16 protein-coding genes are annotated in these 19,817 nt (G+C 60.2%); 2 read left to right on the top strand and 14 right to left on the bottom strand.

Going from position 1 to position 19,817, the window contains the following annotated elements; genetic code table 11:
- Window positions 1–26: 26 nt before the first annotated feature.
- The gene (locus tag C7S18_RS02135; protein ID WP_106889992.1) at window positions 27–233 is read right to left on the bottom strand and encodes a cold shock domain-containing protein; all 207 of its coding nucleotides are present in this window, start codon (window positions 231–233) and stop codon (window positions 27–29) included.
- Window positions 234–465: 232 nt separating this feature from the next.
- Between C7S18_RS02135 and C7S18_RS02130 the strand changes: the two genes are divergently transcribed.
- Together C7S18_RS02130 and C7S18_RS02125 are read left to right on the top strand one after the other, a co-directional pair.
- Window positions 466–1,656, top strand: a complete 1,191-nt coding sequence (locus C7S18_RS02130) for a serine hydrolase domain-containing protein (RefSeq protein ID WP_106889991.1) — start codon at window positions 466–468, stop codon at window positions 1,654–1,656.
- Between the two features lie 624 nt (window positions 1,657–2,280).
- Window positions 2,281–4,797, top strand: a complete 2,517-nt coding sequence (locus tag C7S18_RS02125) for a hypothetical protein (protein WP_146151715.1) — start codon at window positions 2,281–2,283, stop codon at window positions 4,795–4,797.
- A 162-nt stretch (window positions 4,798–4,959) separates the two neighbouring features.
- Here C7S18_RS02125 and C7S18_RS02120 read toward each other — a convergent pair whose 3' ends face one another.
- The 13 genes from C7S18_RS02120 to uppS form a co-directional block, all read right to left on the bottom strand.
- Complete coding sequence (locus tag C7S18_RS02120; RefSeq protein WP_170113058.1) at window positions 4,960–6,756, bottom strand: MopE-related protein; 1,797 nt, start codon at window positions 6,754–6,756, stop codon at window positions 4,960–4,962.
- Window positions 6,757–6,769: 13 nt separating this feature from the next.
- The gene (locus C7S18_RS02115) at window positions 6,770–8,221 is read right to left on the bottom strand and encodes a MopE-related protein (RefSeq protein WP_106889988.1); all 1,452 of its coding nucleotides are present in this window, start codon (window positions 8,219–8,221) and stop codon (window positions 6,770–6,772) included.
- 96 nt (window positions 8,222–8,317) lie between these two features.
- Window positions 8,318–8,941, bottom strand: coding sequence for a ribonuclease HII (rnhB, locus tag C7S18_RS02110; protein WP_106889987.1), 624 nt, complete (start codon window positions 8,939–8,941; stop codon window positions 8,318–8,320).
- Window positions 8,938–10,080 (bottom strand): lipid-A-disaccharide synthase, encoded by a 1,143-nt coding sequence (lpxB, locus tag C7S18_RS02105; RefSeq protein ID WP_106889986.1) that lies wholly within the window; start codon window positions 10,078–10,080, stop codon window positions 8,938–8,940. Before lpxB ends, rnhB begins: the two co-directional genes overlap by 4 nt.
- Before the next feature lie 7 nt (window positions 10,081–10,087).
- Window positions 10,088–10,858, bottom strand: a complete 771-nt coding sequence (gene lpxA, locus C7S18_RS02100; RefSeq protein ID WP_106889985.1) for an acyl-ACP--UDP-N-acetylglucosamine O-acyltransferase — start codon at window positions 10,856–10,858, stop codon at window positions 10,088–10,090.
- Window positions 10,855–11,325 (bottom strand): 3-hydroxyacyl-ACP dehydratase FabZ, encoded by a 471-nt coding sequence (gene fabZ, locus C7S18_RS02095; RefSeq protein WP_106889984.1) that lies wholly within the window; start codon window positions 11,323–11,325, stop codon window positions 10,855–10,857. Before fabZ ends, lpxA begins: the two co-directional genes overlap by 4 nt.
- Window positions 11,326–11,327: 2 nt before the next feature.
- A complete protein-coding gene (lpxD, locus tag C7S18_RS02090; RefSeq protein WP_106889983.1) occupies window positions 11,328–12,341 on the bottom strand; it encodes a UDP-3-O-(3-hydroxymyristoyl)glucosamine N-acyltransferase in 1,014 nt (337 codons plus the stop codon).
- Window positions 12,338–12,871, bottom strand: coding sequence for an OmpH/Skp family outer membrane protein (locus C7S18_RS02085; RefSeq protein WP_170113057.1), 534 nt, complete (start codon window positions 12,869–12,871; stop codon window positions 12,338–12,340). Before C7S18_RS02085 ends, lpxD begins: the two co-directional genes overlap by 4 nt.
- Window positions 12,872–12,890: 19 nt before the next feature.
- Window positions 12,891–15,275, bottom strand: a complete 2,385-nt coding sequence (gene bamA / locus C7S18_RS02080; protein ID WP_240623966.1) for an outer membrane protein assembly factor BamA — start codon at window positions 15,273–15,275, stop codon at window positions 12,891–12,893.
- Window positions 15,276–15,642: 367 nt separating this feature from the next.
- Window positions 15,643–16,992 carry an RIP metalloprotease RseP gene (gene rseP, locus C7S18_RS02075; RefSeq protein ID WP_106889981.1) on the bottom strand — a complete coding sequence of 450 codons (1,350 nt, stop codon included), beginning with the start codon at window positions 16,990–16,992 and terminating at the stop codon, window positions 15,643–15,645.
- Window positions 16,993–18,180 carry a 1-deoxy-D-xylulose-5-phosphate reductoisomerase gene (locus C7S18_RS02070; RefSeq protein ID WP_106889980.1) on the bottom strand — a complete coding sequence of 396 codons (1,188 nt, stop codon included), beginning with the start codon at window positions 18,178–18,180 and terminating at the stop codon, window positions 16,993–16,995.
- Window positions 18,177–19,064, bottom strand: coding sequence for a phosphatidate cytidylyltransferase (locus C7S18_RS02065; protein ID WP_106889979.1), 888 nt, complete (start codon window positions 19,062–19,064; stop codon window positions 18,177–18,179). The genes C7S18_RS02070 and C7S18_RS02065 overlap by 4 nt, the downstream gene beginning before the upstream one ends.
- Entirely contained in the window at window positions 19,061–19,813 is a 753-nt protein-coding gene (uppS, locus tag C7S18_RS02060; RefSeq protein ID WP_106889978.1) for a polyprenyl diphosphate synthase, read from the bottom strand. The genes C7S18_RS02065 and uppS overlap by 4 nt, the downstream gene beginning before the upstream one ends.
- Window positions 19,814–19,817 lie beyond the last annotated feature (4 nt).

The following is a 19,817-nucleotide window of genomic DNA, read 5'->3' as shown; positions in this document are numbered from 1 at the left end:
GCGAGCAATTGCCCGCCCCGCTTGCGTCACCGGATCTTGACGACGTTGATGGCTTGCATGCCTTTTGGCCCTTCGACCACGTCGAACGACACGCGATCGCCAGGCGCGAGCGAGCGAAAACCTTCGGCCTGAATCGCCGATTGATGCACAAACACATCAGCACCGCGTTCGCGAGTGATGAAGCCGAAACCCTTGGCGTCATTGAAATTTTTGACGACACCTTGCTCTGCCATATACCTTCCCCAACAATGATGAAATACCGATGCGACGTGCGCATACCTTAGTCAACCGAACACACGAAGCGGCCGGAATGCAGCGATACTGTAGCTGAAAACGCACGACTTGGGTTCGCCTTGGTACAGCACGGCTTCAGTTTGGCGTTAATCGATCCTCCGAACTTGCGGCATTTGCGTCAGATCGGGCGATTGGAGAGCATTGAGAATTGCTGATTGGTCGGGAGGCCGCATGCGCCGTTTGCTCTGTTCTGCCTTGATTTTGCTTGCGTCTGGCATGGCTGCCGCCGAGAACGCCGACGTCGCAAGCGCCCTGACAGCCATTCGTGAGGGCGCCACCGAATCCAAATCCGACGCCGTTTTGGTCATGCAGGGCGATCAGGTGTTGCTGGAGCAGTATCAGAATCCCGATTCGCGCCTGTTTGAATTGATGTCGGTCACCAAATCAGTCGTCGCACTGGCGATTGGGGCGCTCGTCACTGATGGCTTGATTCAGTCCTTGGACATGCCAGTGGCAGAACTGTACCCGGAATGGAAGCAAGGCCGGAAAGCCAAGATCACAGTACGGATGTTGATGAACCACACTTCCGGCCTGCAGGACCTTCCAAATACCTCGATCGAAATCTACCCCTCGCCCAACTTTGTGCAGTTGGCGCTCGCCGCTGAGTTGAGTAGTGACCCAGGCGCTGAATTCTTCTATAGCAACAAAGCCATGAACCTGCTCGCCGGTGTCGTCGAGAAGGCCAGCGGCCAGCGCATGGATGTCTATGTGAAGGAGCGCCTGTTCAATGCCATGGACATTGAGCCTGGCCCATGGACTAAGGACCAAGCCGGCAATCCGCACTCAATGGCAGGGCTGCCACTGTCAGCAAGAGATCTGGCGAAAATTGGCCGACTGGTGCTCGATCGGGGCCGATGGGGCGCGCAGGACCTGATCGCGCCATCGTTTGTCGACGAGATGTTGGCGGCCAGTCCGAAACTCGATCGTTACGGCCTCCTCTGGTGGCGCGTCCCCGAATCACAGCACTATCGGGTGGATGCTGAGTCCTTCCAGATGCTCAAAGACGCCGGGGTGGATGCCGATTCGATCAGCGTGCTGAGACCACTAGACGGCAGAGAATTCGATGGCAGCAGCGCACTCTATCAAGCCGTACTGGCAGCCCTTGGCCAGGATGGCGAAGCGCGCTGGCAGTCAGCGTTTGCAGCCAAGGGCGTGCGCATGAGCAAAGTGTTTCATCTAAATGTTGGTCCAATCGTTGCCTATGAAGGCAATGGCTATCTGGGCCAGTACCTGGTGATTGTTCCCAAAGCCGATCTGATTGCGGTTCGCCAGATTGCCTCACGCGATGATTATCAGCCAAGCATGGGCTATGAGGACTTCCATGACCGCGTGCTTGTGCTGGCACGCGCATTGGCCAAATAGTCGTTCGCACTCTGGGGCACTCCGCGATTCAAGGTCGGTTTTGGTAAACGCTCACTGGAAGCTGTTTCGCAGCATGCGTTCAACGCCGTTGCCGACCAAGCCATCACCGCAATGGTCGAAGCCATCCGGAACCTTGGACGTGGGATCAACGTCGCGAAGGCACGCTCCCTGTCAGCAAGGAAGCAAGCGTCGCTGACGTTCGGATCTTGGCCGCAGTGAATCACGGTGTCGGCGTTCGGAATTGGGGGAAGTTGGTCGCGCAAGCGTCTTATCGCTTGGGTGACTCTGAAGACGTTCGGAGTTGGCGCGGGCCAAGGATGGTCTGTGCAGAATCCAGCACACAAGCGACCGATTCGGGAACACTGATTCCGCACCTCGTTCGTCGCTTTTTGTGGGTTTGAATGTCCTCATTCGACGTTCTCCCCCCCCTAAGGAGGGTCTGAATCAGTCCATCCTGGACTTTCAGACCCACAATGAGTCCGGCACATGTCCGGACTCATTGCCCCAGAATCAAGCACTTGCGTGCTCGATTCTGGGCGGGCCATCCATGGCCCGCATCGCCTCTGAACTTGTTCAGAGGCTCCCTAACTCTCACTAATCCTCTACTCCATGTTACGAATCCTCTTGAAGGCACTCTTTGCCGTGCTTTGCGTGTTGCTGTGCCCGAACGCGAATGCACAAGTCCATGTCACGGCCCCTGCGGGTCAAATCGTCGGCGAGTGGTGGTCCGAGCCCGGGAACCCTGGCTGGGGCTTGGTACTCACCCACAATGGCGAGCAGACCGTGGTGCAGCATCTCGACTTTGATGCAGATGGTCACGACTACTGGCAAGTCGGCGTTGGACCTCGTGCATCAACGACGTTCTTTGCGCCGCTGATTCGCACCCGCTGGAATACCACGACGCAATCGCTTGCCGACCAAACGGTCACGGGCGATGTGAGCATGACGCGTGTGAGCGACCGCTTGGCGGACGTCGTACTTCGAATCGGCACCGAGACCAGAAGCGTGCGCCTTGAGCGCATTGTGGTGTCTGCCGACCCGGTCGTGCGCGACGCGACCGGTCTCTGGTTGAATCCGGCGCGACCTGGCATTGGTTTGACCTTGCTCAGTCAGGGCCCAGTGACTGCCATGTTGGCGCTTGCCTACGATCAAAATGGCGCCCCACGCTGGTGGCTGGCACATGGCAGCAATGCGTTGACTGGCTTTACAGACATTGAAGCGAAGCGTTTCCGACGGTCATGCGCGCCGACCTGCGAGGTCGTCGCCATGAGCGGCGGCACTGTGCTTGTGCGCTGGGAAGATGAACGCCATGTCGTTGTCCAGTTGGCGCTCCAAGGCGAGGTTGGCAGCTTCACGGACAACGCGAGGTACGACCTGATCACGGCACCGGCATCTGGGCGTCAATATGCCGCCGAGGCACGACCGTTCACCAATGACAGCAGTTTCCGTGCATACCTCCGCCTTGCCGTTCCGCCGAATCCGTGCAATTTGGGAACCGTGGCGATGTGTCGCGCTTGCAACGAGGAAACGCGCGTCGCGCGCGATCCAAACGGCATGTCACAGCCCTGGATATTTGCCGACGCCGTAGCAGATGTCGGCGCGTTCGTGGCGTCAGTCCAAGACCCGGTTTGGCCCGACAACCCCACAGCGGTCGCCGTTGCGCTCCAAAGGCTCGACGGCGTGGGGGGACACGTACAGACGGTCAGCACGTTCACGCCTCCGGCTGCACACCCGTTCGCACTATTGGTACTGGCTTTGCCGGATCGCGAAGGCGCAGCGCGCTACTTGGTCATCAGCGACAATGGTTGGTCACACTGTCGGCCAGTGTTGGCACCGAGCAGTGCGGTCACCACGATTCGAGTGAGTGCATCGGGCCAGCAAACCATCGAGCGCGAATTTGTTGTCGATGCCAAGGTTGATACCGTGATGCGGCGCGATCAGCAGATCGTGCTGCTGACCGACACGCCGTTGCTCATTCGTGATGCTGCTGGACAAGTCCAGTTCAATGAGCCCTCGCTGCGACCTAGTCCAGAGCGGGAGCAGCGCCTCACTGAGACGCCCATCTATCTCAGTCCGTCCGGGGAATACCATCAGGCGCTGATGTCCGTGATCGAGATCGATGATATCGACCGTGAGCACTTGGAAGCCCGCAGCCTGATCATGGGTCCAGGCATTTGGGTACCTGGGGTCGACTCAGTGTCGATTGTCAGTGAGTACTCGCCGGGCCTGAGCTTCAAGCAAATGGTCGAGATCCAGCAATGGTCGCTGACCCATTCGAGCGCTGCGCCACGCGGCGGATCGATCTGGGGCAGCTTGGATCTGAGCGAACTGAACCCGGCGCGCACGCATGTTGGCGCTGATGGGCTCATTGTCGTCAACGCGGCGGTGACCGGTTCTGCGCACGCTGCGGAGGTTTGGCGAATTCGCAGCGGCGATGATCGCTTTGGTCTTGAAACGACTCGGCTCGCCGAAATCGGCCAGGCGCGAGTGGATGGCTCGGGCGTAGGGGTCGGCCGCGTCAGTCATGTCGGGATGCAGACAATGGTTGCGCTCAAGCGACTCGACAGTACGTCTGAGTTTGCGCTCTTTGCGCTGGACCGAGCGACCAGCCAGACAACGCAAAGCAGCTTCGGTCAGTTCTTTGGCCGTAGCTTCGATATCGATTCGTCCCTGCAACTTGGCTTGCAACCCGGTGTCTCGGGCTATGGCTATTTCGACGTGCGGGTCCGCGAACAGATCGCTCCGGACACTTATCGCGTCGGCTGGACCTCGGTCGTTGCGGCCTCATCGTTTCCGGCATTGACTGAACCCGACGCCGTTAGGGTGCTGCCTCGATCGGGCGGTTACCTGGTTGCTGCGCCCATGGTGACGGTCTATTACGCTGGATTCAAATCCTATTTGTGGCGGCAACTTATGTTTGCTCGCGTGGCCACCGGGGTGGGCGTCCCGTTACTCGAATTCGTCACGTTGCCAACGCTGTTTAATGAAGCGCCGCCGTGGGAACCCGGGCCTGGCAACGACAATTCGAATCAGGAATGGCAGGACGGTCGCGTGAAAGCGCGCACCCGAGTTCGCCTCGCTGGTTCGTTTGCATTTGTGTTTGCCGGCGCGCATGTCGATGCGGTGCGCTTACCACTTTGAGGCGCGCTGATTGGCGCCGAAGGACACTCGGCGCCAATCAGGATAAGCCAACTAAACGGCATTCTCGGCGGTCCGAGTGGGCCCATATGGTTCGAAGGTTACGCCTGACACCGCCACTGGTAGTTCAAGGCCGCCCGAACCACGACTACGCCGGCTGCGCGCTCATTCGAAGCCGTTCTTGAACATGGCATCGATCCCATTGTCGATTGCGCCGTCGCAGTCATTATCGATGCCATCAGAGACTTCTGGCGTTGGACCGATGAAGCTGTGACAAGTCGTCTGCCCGCAAAACTGTTGACCGCGTCGGCATTGACTGCTGCCACCGTAGATGAGCCCCGACGGTGTGCCCGCCGGTTCGCAATTGCTGGCACTCAGGCCCTCGTCAATTTGGCCATTGCAGCTGTTATCGATGCCATCGCATGATTCGGCGAGTGGCATGTTGCTACAGCTTGCAAATCCGCCCCCAGAGACGCAGGCGCCTGGCATGCCTACGGGTTGGGCAGGCCGGCAGGCCAGCGTGCCGACGCAGTTAGGCGGCGAGGTCAGACCACAGGTTCCCGAAGGCGCGCCATTATCGGCCACGCTATCGCAGTCGTTGTCGCAGCCATCACAGATTTCCGGCGACGGCGTGCAAATGCCACAAACGCCACCTTCGTCGATCAGTCCGTCGCAATCATTGTCTTCGGCGTCGCAGACTTCGGTTGCGGGGCAATGCAACGGGTTGCCGCATTTTTGGAGCCCTTCGTCAACCTGGCCGTCGCCGTTGTCATCGCTGTTGTTGCACGTTTCACCGGGGTCATAGACCAGCCAGCGGGTGGGATCGACAGCGTTGGCGCCATTGGTGCAGGGCAAGAGCGAACGCGTGCCCTTGGGGTTCGCCGGGCTGATCGAAGCTTGAAAGTTCACGAGGCAAGTGCTGCGTTGCGCAGGCGTTACCCACGCACAACAAACCGGATTGAGGTTCGCGAAGTGCGGCATGCCCTCATCGGTGCAGCCGTTGCAGTTGTTGTCCTGGTTGTCGCCCACTTCGGCACTGAGGGTCGCCAGTACGATGTCATTCAACGCCGTATACATCGCGGTCTCGTTGACGGCGGGCACGGCTGTGGTGGTTTGGCCGGCACTCGCGATCCCATTCAACTCACCCCCCGACGCGGTGAGGTCGAGCACGTGGGTCCGCACACTAAACGTCACGCCACCACGGCTGAAGCCGGTGACCAGATCGGCTGCCGCGTCTGCAGCATCGCCGACGTTATCGCAGTTGTCGCCGGAATCGGCAAACATTACGACCCGCAACGTGCGGCACGCGCGTTCCTCGCCCGCAATCGCGCCGAGCGGCGAGCCATACGTGATCGAATTGTCCTGCGCCACCCATTGATTGGATAGGTAACGAAACGCATCGCGCAATGCGCCGTTCAAGGGGCTACTGCCCGACGCGAACAACTCGGTGTTGCCACTGCAACTGTTGTCGGTCCACGCGTTGAGGTTCGGAAACGAGTCGGCAGCCGGCGGGGTTTGGTTGTCGGCACGAATCGGTACCTGCAGGAATCCGCCACGGCGATTCGGCGAGGTCGGTGCCTCGGCCGACTCCGGTCCACAGCCCACACCCCCGCTATTGCTCGGGTAGTCGGAATAGGTGCAATCGGTAAAGCAGGTCGCGGTGCAACTTGCTTGCTTGAAGGCGAAGTTCATCAAGCCAAATTCCACTTGGCCGGCGTAAGCCTTCAGGATGCGATTGATCGCACAGCGTTGATGGGCCCGGCGGTCGGAACCGTAACCACAGCTATCGGTGCTGCCAATCGTTGCGATCATCGACGCACTCGTATCCGCAATCAGCAGAATGTAGGGCTTCGATACCGGCGGCCAGCTTCCCGGATCGGTGGCCAGGCACTGCGTGACCTCTGCCTTCACGGCGAAGGTGGCGAACGCAGTCAACAAGATCAGGAGACGAGAAGCAGTCATGGTCGGCTCCTGCTCAAAGAGTGGGATCAGCTGTGAAACAACAACGGAACCCGGTGTCTTGCAGTCGATAGTTGGCATCGACGGTTGGACCGGAGAACGTGCATTGCTGCGCGGCCTCAGCGCGGTTCAGATTGGAGGCCCCGAGCAGCTTGTACACACCTGCCGATACCTTGACCAGTTCACGGGCATTGCCGCCAAGATCAAAGACCTTGTTGTTGATGCTGGTGTTGCCCTGCAAGCTGCTCCAGTCGGCCCAGCAGTTCTGCAAACCGGGATCGGCGGTCACGAGCAAACCATCCTGATCACCACTAACGATGCCGCTGTAATCATAGGCACCGATGTTGCAGAACTTCGTACCGGTGGCGATCTGCGTGCAGGCGGCGCCGCGCGGATTGTAAGGATAGACGCAAGAGGCCGTGGCCTGACAGGCAGTGACGTAGTCTGACTCGCGACACAGTAGGCCACCCGCGGCCGTACAAACCTGGTCCGCCTCGCCGGCGGTCATGTTGGTCCAAGGCAAACTGCCTGGTTCCGAGCAAGCCGGCGTCCGATCGAGTGTCCGCCCTACCGGAGCGCTGGTCACAAAGCCATTGCCGGTGCCTTGGGTGGTGGTGTTGGCATTGGGTCGGGATGCCTCGTACTGCGCGATCCAAAGCCCGCTACCGATTTTCGTCACCGCGGGCTTCATGAAGAAGGTGGTATTGGCGCCCTTGCCATTGAAGGTCTCGTCGATGCTGCCATCACAATCGTTGTCGACCCCATCGCAGATTTCTGCGCAGCCGCCGGGAAGCGACGCACAGTTGGCTTGCACGGCATTGCACACCACACTGCTGGAACCATTGCAAACGTACGTCCCGGTGGTGCGGCACAAACCATGACCGGGCAGCGGTAAGCCATCGTCGCTCGCGCAGGCCTTGCCATACAGAGGTAGCGTCTCGTTCACAAGCCCATTGCAGTTGTTGTCGAGTGCGTCGCATGTATCGACCGCACTGGCGCAGTTGCCCCCGGTGCAAACATTGGCTGGAAACGTGCACGTCCAATGTCCCGACTGACAGCTCACGTTGACGCTGGTCGTACACTCGGCCGCGGTTGCCGATGGCGACACGCCGCAAACGTCGCGGGGCGACGGCGGCGTCACGCCTTCATCGATCTGACCATCGCAGTTGTCGTCGACGCCATTGCAGAGCTCGGTCACGCTCTGGAAATTGCACGCGTATTCACAGGTGCCGTTGTTGTCGAGATCATAGAAATTTGGCTGGCAGGCCGCAGTGAAACATGCGCTATTGCGGCACTGCCGGACAGCGTTGACGGCGCCGACACTGCAGTCGTTGCCACAGGTCCCACAGTTCAGGGCGTCGTTTTGCAGTTCATCCGGATCGCAGACCGCAGCCAAGGTCGATGCCGATGAAACTGCCAACACCAGTGCGACGCACAGCCATAACGCCCGTGTATGGATTCGAAACATATTGTCCCCTGATCGTCTGCCTTCTTGAGCATAAACGATGCCCTATGCCGAAGCGAACACGATCTGTAAAGAATGCTGCAAGCCTGCGCGATTGGATCAAAACAGCGCTGGCGCCAGCAGCGCCCGCACCGGAGCATAGCTGCGGCGGTGACAGGCGCAGGGCCCGAATGCCTGCAGCGCCGCAAGATGCTCAGGGGTCGGATAGCCCTTGTGGCGGCCGAATCCGTAATCAGGAAACTGCTGATCAAGCGTCAGCATCAGGCGATCACGACTGACCTTGGCCAGAATCGACGCGGCGGCAATTTCGGCGTGGTGGGCGTCGCCCTTGACGATGGCCTCGGCCGGAACCGGCAATTGCTTTGGCAGCTTGTTGCCATCGACCCGAATGCACTCAGGTTGCTCGGGCAAAGCCAATACCGCCTCGCGCATCCCAGCCATCGTGGCTTGAAAAATATTCAGTTGATCAATTCGATTCACTGATACTTCAATGATGGCAAAAGCCGTTGCGGACTCGATGATCATTGGAAACAGGCGCTCACGCTCGGCCTCCGAGAGCTGCTTCGAGTCATTCAACCCATCGATTCGTCGCTCCGGATGCAAGATCACCGCAGCGACCAGCAAGGGTCCGGCCAACGGCCCCCGACCCGCTTCGTCGACACCCGCGATGCCACACGCATCGGGCCAAAAACCCGGCTGATTACGAGTCGGGCGCCGAGTCATGATTCGTGCGTGGCGAGCGCAATCACCGCTTTTGCGGCAGCCGAACGATCGGCCAGCAGGCTGCGATGCAACGCTTCGAAATCCGTCCGCATCGCATCGGCCTTCTGACCGTCGCGCAGCAGTGCCAGCACCGCGTCAGTCAACGCCTCGGGCGTGCATTGATCCTGCATGCATTCCTGTACCAATGGGTAGCCGGCGAGAATATTGGGCAAGCTGTACCAGGACGTTTTCAACATGCCGAGCGTCTTGACCAGCCAATGCGTCAGCGCGTTGATGCGATACGCCACGACCATTGGTGTCCGCGTCAACATCGCTTCGAGCGCGGCAGTGCCTGAGGCCAGCAACGTTGCATCGGCAGCATACAGCGCTTCGTGCGAGCGACCTTCGACGACATGAATGACCGCGCGCGCGCCGCGATTCGCCACCATTCGACTGAACTGTTCATAGCACCGGGTATTCGCCATTGGCGCGACCACGCGCAGACCCGGCATCGCGTTCTCGATCTGCAACGCCGCGCTGATAAAAATGTCCCCCAGGCGCTGGATCTCGCCCGCGCGACTGCCGGGCAGGAGTGCGAGCACGCGCCCCTCGGCCGGAAGATCCAGGCGGCTGCGCGCCTCGGTTTGATTCATCGGCGTGAGCATTCTGCTGGCCAGCGGATGCCCGACAAACGGTGCCGCGACGCCATACTTGGCATAGATTGGCGGCTCCATCGGAAACAGGCATAACACCCGGTCGGCAGACTTGGCGATCTTTCCAGCCCGCGACTCGCGCCACGCCCAAATAGACGGCGACACATAGTGCACCGTCTTGATCCCGCGCGATTTCAGTTGTTGCTCCAAGCCGAGATTGAAATCGGGGGCATCGATGCCGATGAACACATCGGGCTGAAATGCCAGCACCTGCCCCCGAATCTCGCGCCGCAATCTGAGCAATCTTGGCAGGTGCTTCAGCACTTCGACCAGCCCCATGACGGCAAGCTCGTCACAGCTATGCCAAGCCTTGCAACCGGCTTCGATCATCTGACCACCCGCGACGCCGGCGAACTCGGCGTCGGGCACCAGCGCCTTGATCCGCTCGATCAGCGCCGCCCCAAGCAGATCGCCCGAAGCTTCGCCGGCAACCAGGGCGATGCGCATGGTTGACTCAGCGCAACAGCGAACGTTCGCTGCGATCGATGAATTCGACCAGCAGTTTCAATTCGTCGATGTCGCTGCTCTGCTCGGCAATCTGAGCCCGCGCTTCGGCGAGGGGCAGACCGGAGTGATAGAGCGTCTTGAATGCCCGCTTGATGGCCATTACCTTGTCGCTCGCAAAGCCGCGACGGCGTAGGCCCTCGCTGTTGATGCCTTTCGGCTCGGCAAACGTGCCGGCAACCGTCACATAGGGCGGCACATCACGATTGATGGATGAACCCATGGACGTGAACGCATGCGCACCAATCTGACAGAATTGATGAATCAGCGAGAAGCCGCCCAGAATCGCCCAATCATCGACCCGGCAATGGCCAGCCAGCGACGCGCAATTCGCCATGATCGTGTTGTTGCCGATGATGCAATCGTGGGCGATGTGCACGTAGGCCATGATCCAGTTGTTGTCGCCAATACGCGTCACGCCGCCACCGTCGCCGGTGCCACGATTGATCGTGACGAACTCGCGGATCATGTTGCCATCGCCGATTTCCAGCGTGACGCGCTCGCCATGAAACTTCTTGTCCTGCGGGTCACCACCCACCGACGCAAACTGATAGATCGTGTTGTTGGCACCAAGCCGAGTCGGCCCATCAATCACCACATGTGGCCCGATTTTGCAGTTCGGCCCGATCTCGACGTCTGCACTAATCACCGAATAGGCGCCGATGCTGACATTCTCGCCAATGCGCGCACTGGCATCGATGATGGCAGTTGGATGAATCATGCTTTGACCTCGGGTGCAGCACAGAGGATTTCGGCGCTGGCAACTTCTTTGCCGTCGACCGTGGCGCGGCATTCGTACAAGCCCATGTTTCGGATCGACCGCTTGTGCGTGATGTCCATGACCAACTGATCGCCCGGCACGACCGTACGCGAGAAGCGCGCTTTGTCGACGCGCACCAGGTAGAAAATCTGATTGGTCTTGTTTTCTTCACCAACGGTGAGTTGGGTCAGCAGACCAGAGGCCTGGGCCATGGCTTCGATCACGAGCACGCCCGGCATGACGGGATGATCAGGGAAATGGCCGGTAAAGAACGGTTCGTTGAACGTCACGTTCTTGATGGCGCGCACCCGCTTGCCGGCTTCGAATTCGGTCACCCGGTCCACCAGCAGGAATGGATAGCGATGGGGCAGCATTTTGGCGATTCGCTGCACATCGACCGGCAATTTCACTTCGGCTACGTCTGTCATGTCTAATCCCCGGGAAGCTTTCGAATTCGGCGAGCCAGTGTATCCAGCTCTTTGAAGCGGACGGCGTTCTTTCGCCAATCCTGTTTGAGTTGCAGTGGCGTGCCCGATGCGTACTCGCCTGGCGTCTTGATGCTATGGGTGACGAGGCTCATCGCGGCCACGGTCACCTTGTCGCAGATCTCGATGTGGCCCACGACACCCGCGCCGCCAGCGATCAGGCAATAGCGGCCAATCTTGGCGCTACCGGCAATAGCCGTGCAGCCGGCAATGGCTGTGTGCGCGCCAATCTGCACGTTGTGACCAATCTGAATCTGATTGTCGAGGCGGACATCAGCTTCCAGAATCGTGTCATCCAGCGCCCCGCGGTCAATCGTTGTGTTGGCACCAATCTCACAATCATCGCCAATCAGTACGCCACCCAGTTGCGGGACTTTCAGCCAGGCGCCTTGATCAAAGGCCAGACCGAACCCATCGGCGCCGAGTACAGCACCCGGGTGAATCAGCACGCGTGCGCCCAGGCGCACCCGCTTTACCAGCGTCACGCGCGCCACCAAAGTGGTGTCAGCACCCACCACGCAGTCTTCGCCGATCACACATCCAGGACCGATTTGGGCGCCTGCCGCAATCACCGAACGCGCGCCAATGGTCACCAATGGACCGATGCTTGCGCTGGGGTCGACCGATGCACGCGTATCGATCACGGCACTCGGATGGATACCAGGCAGCACATCGGCCCGCGGTTCAAACAGAGCAGCCACGCGGGCGAAGCCGGCATAGGGATTTCGCGAGATGAGACAGGGCCGGTCAAGCCAGCTTGCATCCGCTTCGGTCGCAATGATCAAGCCGGCTGACGACGCCTTGGCAGCCTGCCGATATTGCGGATTGGCGAGGAAACTCAGGTCGGTAACACTCGCACGCGCCAATGTCTGCACGCCCGAAATGGCGAGGCCAGCATCGGCATTGCTGGCGAAGCCAAAGCGCTCACAAAGCGCTGCGACGGTCACCGCAGCGCTCATGGCGTGGGCTTCTTGGCCGCCTCGGCACGTAGCCGAGCCAATACCGCGTCAGTAATGTCGATGCGCGGATTCGCGTATGGAATAGGTGAGCGCAAGATCAAGTCGTAACCCTGCTCACGCGCAAACGCAATGACCGCGTCGTTGATTTCGGGCCAATGCTTGGCAATCTCTTCGTCGGCGCGCGCTTTGAGCTCATCAGCAGACTTCTTGCGGGTGCGCTGGATGGATCGCTCCAACGCGACGATTTCGCGCTTCAGCGCATCGGCGGCCGCCTTGGGCAGGATGCCCGATTCCCGTACGTCGCGGTCTTTCAGCGCGGCAAGCCGGGCTTCCTCTTGTTTCAGCTGCCGATCGCGCGTCTGGAATTCGGACTCCAACTGCTTCCGCGCCGCAACGACCTGCGGCGCGTTGTCGAGCAGGCGCTGCATATCGAGATAGCCGACCTTGCCGGTCTGCGCCATGGCGGACCCAGCCAGCACCGTGGCAAGCAAACTTGCCAGGATGCAACGGAGCCAGGTCCCGCCTCGCATCGGAGTGCTCCGATGCGTCTTAGAACTGCGACCCGAAGGAGAACTGGATCGATTCCGTTCGATCGCCATCCTCTTTCTTCAGGGGCACTGCGAAGTTGATGATGATCGGACCAACCGGCGCCTGCCACTTGAACGACAGACCAGCGGATGCACGAAGATCACCGCGACCGAACTCGCGCGGTTCCTTCCAGACGTTACCCACGTCGACGAATGCCGAGAACTGCGCACTGTCGCTGTCGGTCTTGGTGAACGGCGTCGGGAAAATTAGTTCGGTCGTGTTGACGAACTTGAACGCACCACCGAGCGGCTGGAAGAAGTCGCGGTTGGCTGGCGATGCCTCGACCGGACCGAGCGTATTGTCCTCGAAGCCGCGCACCGAGCGGACACCACCTGCGTAGAACGACTCGTAGAATGGCAGCGAACCCGTCTTGCCATAGCCGTCGCCGTAACCGACTTCCGTCCGGGTCAACAGCGAGAAGCGCTCACCCATTGGGAAGTAGCGGGCGTATTCGTAATTCAGCTTGTAGTACTCAAGATCGGAACCCGGCAACGCCACTTCGCCGAACACGCGCTGATAGGTACCACGCGTTGGCGCGAAGAACTTGTTGCGCGAGTCGCTGGCCCAGCCGGCGGTGAGCTTCCAGGTATTGACCGTCCATTGCCGGAACGGACCGGCCGGCACGTTGGGTTGGCCCGTGGTTGGGTTGTTGTTCGGAATCGGGAAGCGGTCGCGGTCGCCGAGTTCGGTAACCAAGTACTGAATGAGCGATTCCGGCGTCGCGCCGTCGGTCGTCGTGAGCTTGTTGCGGTCGATACCCATCGACAGCGAGACCGTGTTCGTTTCCGACAGCGGAATGCCCATGACCACGTCGCCCGACGCGGTGTCGGTCGTGAACTGCGCCTGGTTCGCATCACCGTTATCGAGTTCGCGATAGCCAAGCTGATAGCCGAGGCTGATGCCGTCGTCGGTGAAATACGGGTCGAGGAAGCTGAAGTCGAACCGTTTGACGAACGAGTTGTTTTGCACGGTCACGCCAACCGTGTTGCCGGTGCCAAAGAAGTTGCGCTGCTGCAGCGACACCGACGTGATCAAGCCCTGAATCTGCGAGTAACCAAGACCGAACTGGAAGCTGCCGGCGCTCTGCTCTTCGACGCGGACAACGACGTCGATCTGATCATTCGCGCCCGGAACTTTGGGGGTTTCGACCTCGACGGATTTGAAAAAGCCGAGGCGCTGCAAACGAATCTTCGAACGGTCGATAGCTGCCTGCGAGAACCAGGTGCCTTCGAGCTGACGCATTTCCCGACGCAACACTTCGTCCTGCGTCCGGTCATTGCCGACAAAGGTCACGCGGCGAACGTAGACGCGCTGGCCGGGCTGCACCATCAGGGTCACGCCGATCTCGCGCTTTTCGGCGTTCACATCCGGCAGCGGCGACACTTCGGCAAAGGCATAACCGATGTTGGACAGCACCTTGGTGATGGACTCGGCGCCACGTTCCACGTCGGCGCGCGAATAGGTTTCGCCCACCTTGGCGGGAATCAAGCGGCGCAACGCTTCCTCATCGAGCACGAGGTCGCCGGCGAGCTTCAAATCCACGAGCTTGTAGATTTCGCCTTCGCGGACGTTGGCGGTCACGAAGATTTCGCGCTTGTCCTGGCTGACTGCCACTTGGGTGGACTCGACATTGAAATCGACGTAGCCGCGGTCTTGGTAGAACTGCTGCAGTTTTTCCAGGTCGCCGGACAGCTTCTCGCGCGAATACTGATCGTCGCGCTTGTACCAGCTCAACCAGTTGGAAGCCCGCGACTCAAAGTTCTCGGTGATATCGTCATCGGCGAAACTGTCGTTGCCGACAATGTTGAAGTGACGGATCTTGGATGCCTTGCCCTCGACCACGTCGATCGTGATATTCACGCGGTTGCGGTCGATGTCTTCGACGCGCGGCTTGATCGACACGTTGTACTTGCCGCGGTTGTTGTACTGGCGCGTCAGTTCCTGCGTGATGCGATCGAGCTGCAGACGGTCGAACGTCTCGCCTTCGGACAGACCGATTTCCTTCAGACCTTTCATCAGGTCTTCGGTCTTGATGTCCTTGTTGCCACTCAAGGTCAACTTGGAGATCGCTGGGCGCTCGACGAAATTGATGACCAGAATGTCACCCTGGCGCTTCATCTGAATGTCGTTGAAGAATCCAGTCTTGAACAGGACGCGAATGGCTTCGCCCGCTCGGAGCCGATCCAGGCGGTCGCCCTTTTCAATCGGCAGGCTGGCAAACACCGTTCCGGCCGGCACGCGGGTCAGGCCCTCCAGGCGGATGTCACTGACCACGAACGGGTCGAAGGCCATCGCATTGTTGGCCATCAGCCCGGCCAGCAGAATCAGGGCGCAGGTTCGCTTCATCGTCACTCCAAAAAAAGTTCAGTCAAGGAAGACCGGCGCTCCTGCCGGTGCTTCGGTTGTGCTCGTGATGAAGCCCGGACGAGACCGCCCGGGCTTGCATCGCCTGTTGCCAGTACGAGCATAACTGCTTGTTTGTTAAGGAAGCTTCGGGCTTTGCCCCAGGCTTCGGACGGGATCATGCGGGCCCAGCCTAGGCGAGCCTTTAACGATCCGATCTAAGTCTCTGATTTGACCACAGATTGACCGGTTTGCCGAGTCCTGCCCGACAGTTCTGTCGATCTGTCTTACCGGACGGCCCAGGTTTGGCCCGGTTCAGCTTTGCAAGACCGAGGGATCCGGGCCTGATTCGACCACCAGAGCGCTCGCCTCAGTGATCCAGCAAGCGGGCGAAATCGTTGAAGAAAGCGAGCCCGATCATGCCGGCGACCATTGCCAGACCAATAGCCTGACCCGCCCACAACTCGCGCTCATTGAGCGCCCGGCCAAACAGCCACTCCAGACTATGCATGACAATGTGGCCACCATCCAGAATCGGCACCGGAAGCAGATTGAGGATCGCGAGGCCCACCGAGATCGCCGCCAGGAGCCCCAGAAAATCCACAAGCCCGCGCTCGGCAGTGATCGCCGCCACCCGGGCAATCGTGATGGGCCCGGAGATCTGTTTGGGCGACAGATCGCCGACCACCATGTCCTTCAAGAACACGACTGTTCGTGCGGAAATGGTGACGGTTTGACTCATTGCCATACCCAGCGAGCGAATCGGCCCGTACTGGACGGTCACGATTTCCGGCCGGACCGTCTCCACGCCAATCCGGTAGATGGTCTGGCCACCTTCCTGATCCGCCCGTGGCCTAACGCTCAGACTGAGCAGCTGCCCCGCTCGCACGATTCCGAGTTTCAACGGGCCGCCTTTGGCGCCATGGGTCTGGATTGCTTGTATGAATTCCGATGCAGACGCGACCGGCTGATCCGCAACGGAGACAAACCGGTCGCCGATTTCGATGCCCGCCTTGGCTGCTGGTGCCGTGGGATCTGGCAAGCCGGCAACCGTCGCGGGCGCATGCGGTCGCAGACCGATGCGCTCCACCCGCTCTTTGTCGGTCAGACTCGCCGGGAGGCTGGATAGGGCCAACGTCACCCGGCGCGGCGCGGCATTTTGGCTCGCCACCATCAGATTCACGTCACGCGAGTAAGCGGCACCAATGTAGATCGATTCGACCAGTTCTTCCCATGTCTGGATCGGCTGGTTATCGACACTGAGCACACGGTCTCCCGCAGTGAGACCCGCTGCCTCCATCAATCCGCTCGGACTACCGACAAGAGGCTGGTAGTCGATCTTGCCCAACATGAACACGATCCAGAACAGCCCGACCGCAAGGATGAGATTGAACGCGGGCCCTGCGAGCGAAATCAGGATCCGGGCAAACGGGTGCTTGCGATTGAGCGCCCCATGCTGCTGCTCAGGCGGGACGTCGTCGTAGCGCTCGTCCAGCATGGCGACATAGCCGCCAAACGGAATCATCGAGATCGCGTACTCGGTGCCGTCCTTGCCGCGCCGCATCCACAGTGGCTTGCCAAAACCAATCGAAAAGCGCTTGACCGTCACGCCCGCCCGGCGCGCCACCCAGAAATGCCCGAATTCATGCACGGTGATCAGCACACTGATCGCCACGATGTACCAGAACAGCGAGCCAAAGAAGCTTTGTAGCACGTCCATTCAGATCACTACCTTGTTGATGGCGGCTGCCGCCAATACCCGTGCACTCTGATCAAAATCGAGGATGGCGTCCAGGGCCGAAAGTTCGACCGCCCGGCTTTGGTTCAGCACTAATTCGACGACTTGATCGATGCCGAGGAACGGCAGTCGACCGTCCAGAAACGCAGCGACCGCCACCTCATTGGCCGCGTTCAATGCAATGCTGGCGGCTTGACCTGATTTCAAGGCTGCAAACGCCAGCGCCAGGCAACGGAACGTGTCGAGATCGGGGGCCTCGAAACGCAACTGCCCAAGTTCGAGCAGATTCAAGGGCGCCACGCCTGACGCAAGCCGCTCCGGAAACCCGAGCGCATGCGCGATTGGTACACGCATGTCGGGCGCCCCCAGTTGCGCAAGCATGGAGCCATCGCAATAGGCGACGACCGAATGCACGGTGCTTTCCGGATGCACGACGACCCGGATGCGGTCGGCCGGCATATCGAACAGATGATGCGCCTCGATGACCTCGAGGCCCTTGTTCATCAGCGTTGCGGAATCGACCGAGATCTTCCGACCCATGTTCCACTTGGGATGCGCGCAGGCCTGTTCCGGTGTGATCGCGCTGAGCTCTGCGCGACGTCGCCCACGGAACGGACCACCAGATGCCGTCAGCCACAAGCAGTCGACTCCCGCGGTGTGCACGCCATCGGCGCGCGCTCCAACCGCATGAGTTGGCAGGCACTGAAAGATGGCATTGTGTTCACTGTCGAGCGGGACCAGTTTGGCGCCACTCGCAGCTACGGCGTCCTTCAGCAATGCCCCGGCCATGACGACCGCTTCCTTGTTGGCGAGCAGCAAGGTTTTGCCGGCACGGGCCGCCGCCAAGGTCGAGGACAATCCGGCAGCACCAACAATCCCGGCGATCACCATGTCCGTGCCGGATTCTGCCGCCACGGCATCCAATGCGTCCGGGCCGATCAGTCCGCGCACGCCCTGCAATCTGCAAAACGCTTCAAACCCATCGGCAGCAAGCGGATCCGTCAGTACGGCCACGTTGGGCCGATGCGTGCGAATCAACGCTTCCAATCCCGCCCGATCGCGATGCGCACTGAGTGCGTGGACCAAAAGCCGATCGGGATGCCGGCCAATCACATCCAGGCTGGAGCGGCCGATCGAGCCTGTCGCCCCGAACACTGCCACACGTTTCATAGGCCAATCAGAATCTTGCCAGCGACAAAAACGGGAGCGGCCGCAAACAAGCTGTCGAAGCGATCGAACACGCCGCCGTGCCCGGGAAATAAGTCCCCCGAGTCTTTGACTTGCGAGTGCCGCTTGATCAAGCTTTCGAACAAGTCACCGATGATGGAGAAGATCACGGTCACCAGGGCCAAAGCAAGAAACTTCAGGGCGAGCATCCAGGGCAACTGCATGGCCGCCGCGGTAATACCGGCATAGATCAGCGAGGCCGCAAACGCGCCGTACACGCCCTCGCGGGTTTTGCCCGGACTGATTTGTGGCGCGAGCTTTTCGCGCCCAAACCGCTTGCCCGAAAAATACGCACCTGAATCGGCGACCCAGATCAATACAAACAGAAAGAGCACCCAGTACGGCCCACGGTCGCTGAACGCATCGAGATGCAAGGTGGCGGCAAACGCCGGCACCACGGCCAGCGCACCCGCCATGGTTTTCAGCGCGCGGTAGCGCTTCTTGGGCAGGCGCCCAAAGTCATAGTGACGCAACCAAAGCGGCGCGAATAGCCAAAATAAAACGCCGACCACCATGGCCAGATACATCGATGCTTTGCCATCGATAAAGAGCCAAATCATCAATCCGGTTTGCGCGCCGACGAGACCGATACGTGCGCCAAGGTGTTCCCAGCCACACAACCGCGTCCATTCCCAAAGCCCCAGCGTGAACAAACCACCGACCAGCAGCGCAAACCAGATTGGTGGCAGCAGAATAATGGCGGCGATCCCGAGCGGCGCAAGCAGCAGCGCCGTGCGGGTGCGGGTCAGCATGGCGGCATCGACGAACGGCTTGGCTGCCGTGGTCGGTTGCTTGGGCGTTGGTTGCGAATCAGGTGCGCTACTCACAGTGCCTGCCTCGCTTGGGCGCCGGTGCGCCCGAAACGGCGCTCGCGCCGACGATAGTCGTCCAAGGCCAAGTCCAACGCTTTGGCGTCAAAGTCCGGCCATAAGGTATCGGTGAAATACAGCTCGGCATAGGCGATCTGCCAGAGCAGGAAATTGCTGATTCGGGTCTCGCCCCCGGTCCGGATGAACAAATCCGGATCGGGCCAGGCAGCGAGTTGCGTGGCCTGATGAAATGCCGACTCGTCAATGGCATCGACCATGAGGTCACCCTGCTGGACGCGCTGCGCCAGAACCTTTGCCGCCGAAACGATGTCCCAGCGGCCGCCGTAGTTCACGGCCACGTTGAGCACGAGCCGACGGTTGTCGATCGTCCGGGCCTCCACCCGCGCCATGCGGTCGACCAACTCGGCCGCAAACGCCTCGCGCGCGCCGACAAAGCGCAGACGCACGCCGTTCTCGTGCAGCGCATCGACCTCGCGGTCAAGTGCGCGCATGAACAGGTCCATCAAAGTCGAGACTTCCTGCGGCGGCCGACGCCAGTTCTCGGACGAGAACGCGAACAGCGTCAGCACCTCGATGCCCCGCTTCAGGCAGGCTTCGACGACAGCGCGCACGGCGTCAACGCCCGCTTTGTGGCCAAAGCTGCGCGGCCGGTGTCTGGCCTCAGCCCACCGGCCATTGCCATCCATGACGATGGCAACGTGTTTGGGAAGCCGCTGGACCGCCAGCGCCGGATCAATCTGGGTCATTCGG

Origin of the sequence: Ahniella affigens (assembly GCF_003015185.1) — a bacterium.
Classification (GTDB): Bacteria; Pseudomonadota; Gammaproteobacteria; order Xanthomonadales; family Ahniellaceae; genus Ahniella; species Ahniella affigens.
The sequence above is the reverse complement of the archived record's forward strand: the minus strand, read 5'-3'. Positions and strand labels throughout refer to the sequence as shown.

Excerpts from the sequence above, each read along its gene's own strand:
- C7S18_RS02120 (WP_170113058.1), bottom strand. The coding sequence starts at position 6,756 with ATGACTGCTTCTCGTCTCCTGATCTTGTTGACTGCGTTCGCCACCTTC.
- C7S18_RS02130 (WP_106889991.1), top strand. The coding sequence starts at position 466 with ATGCGCCGTTTGCTCTGTTCTGCCTTGATTTTGCTTGCGTCTGGCATG.
- bamA (WP_240623966.1), bottom strand. The coding sequence starts at position 15,275 with ATGAAGCGAACCTGCGCCCTGATTCTGCTGGCCGGGCTGATGGCCAAC.
- rseP (WP_106889981.1), bottom strand. The coding sequence starts at position 16,992 with ATGGACGTGCTACAAAGCTTCTTTGGCTCGCTGTTCTGGTACATCGTG.
- C7S18_RS02070 (WP_106889980.1), bottom strand. The coding sequence starts at position 18,180 with ATGAAACGTGTGGCAGTGTTCGGGGCGACAGGCTCGATCGGCCGCTCC.
- C7S18_RS02085 (WP_170113057.1), bottom strand. The coding sequence starts at position 12,871 with ATGCGAGGCGGGACCTGGCTCCGTTGCATCCTGGCAAGTTTGCTTGCC.
- C7S18_RS02115 (WP_106889988.1), bottom strand. The coding sequence starts at position 8,221 with ATGTTTCGAATCCATACACGGGCGTTATGGCTGTGCGTCGCACTGGTG.
- C7S18_RS02135 (WP_106889992.1), bottom strand. The coding sequence starts at position 233 with ATGGCAGAGCAAGGTGTCGTCAAAAATTTCAATGACGCCAAGGGTTTC.
- uppS (WP_106889978.1), bottom strand. The coding sequence starts at position 19,813 with ATGACCCAGATTGATCCGGCGCTGGCGGTCCAGCGGCTTCCCAAACAC.
- lpxA (WP_106889985.1), bottom strand. The coding sequence starts at position 10,858 with ATGATTCATCCAACTGCCATCATCGATGCCAGTGCGCGCATTGGCGAG.
- fabZ (WP_106889984.1), bottom strand. The coding sequence starts at position 11,325 with ATGACAGACGTAGCCGAAGTGAAATTGCCGGTCGATGTGCAGCGAATC.
- lpxD (WP_106889983.1), bottom strand. The coding sequence starts at position 12,341 with ATGAGCGCTGCGGTGACCGTCGCAGCGCTTTGTGAGCGCTTTGGCTTC.
- lpxB (WP_106889986.1), bottom strand. The coding sequence starts at position 10,080 with ATGCGCATCGCCCTGGTTGCCGGCGAAGCTTCGGGCGATCTGCTTGGG.
- rnhB (WP_106889987.1), bottom strand. The coding sequence starts at position 8,941 with ATGACTCGGCGCCCGACTCGTAATCAGCCGGGTTTTTGGCCCGATGCG.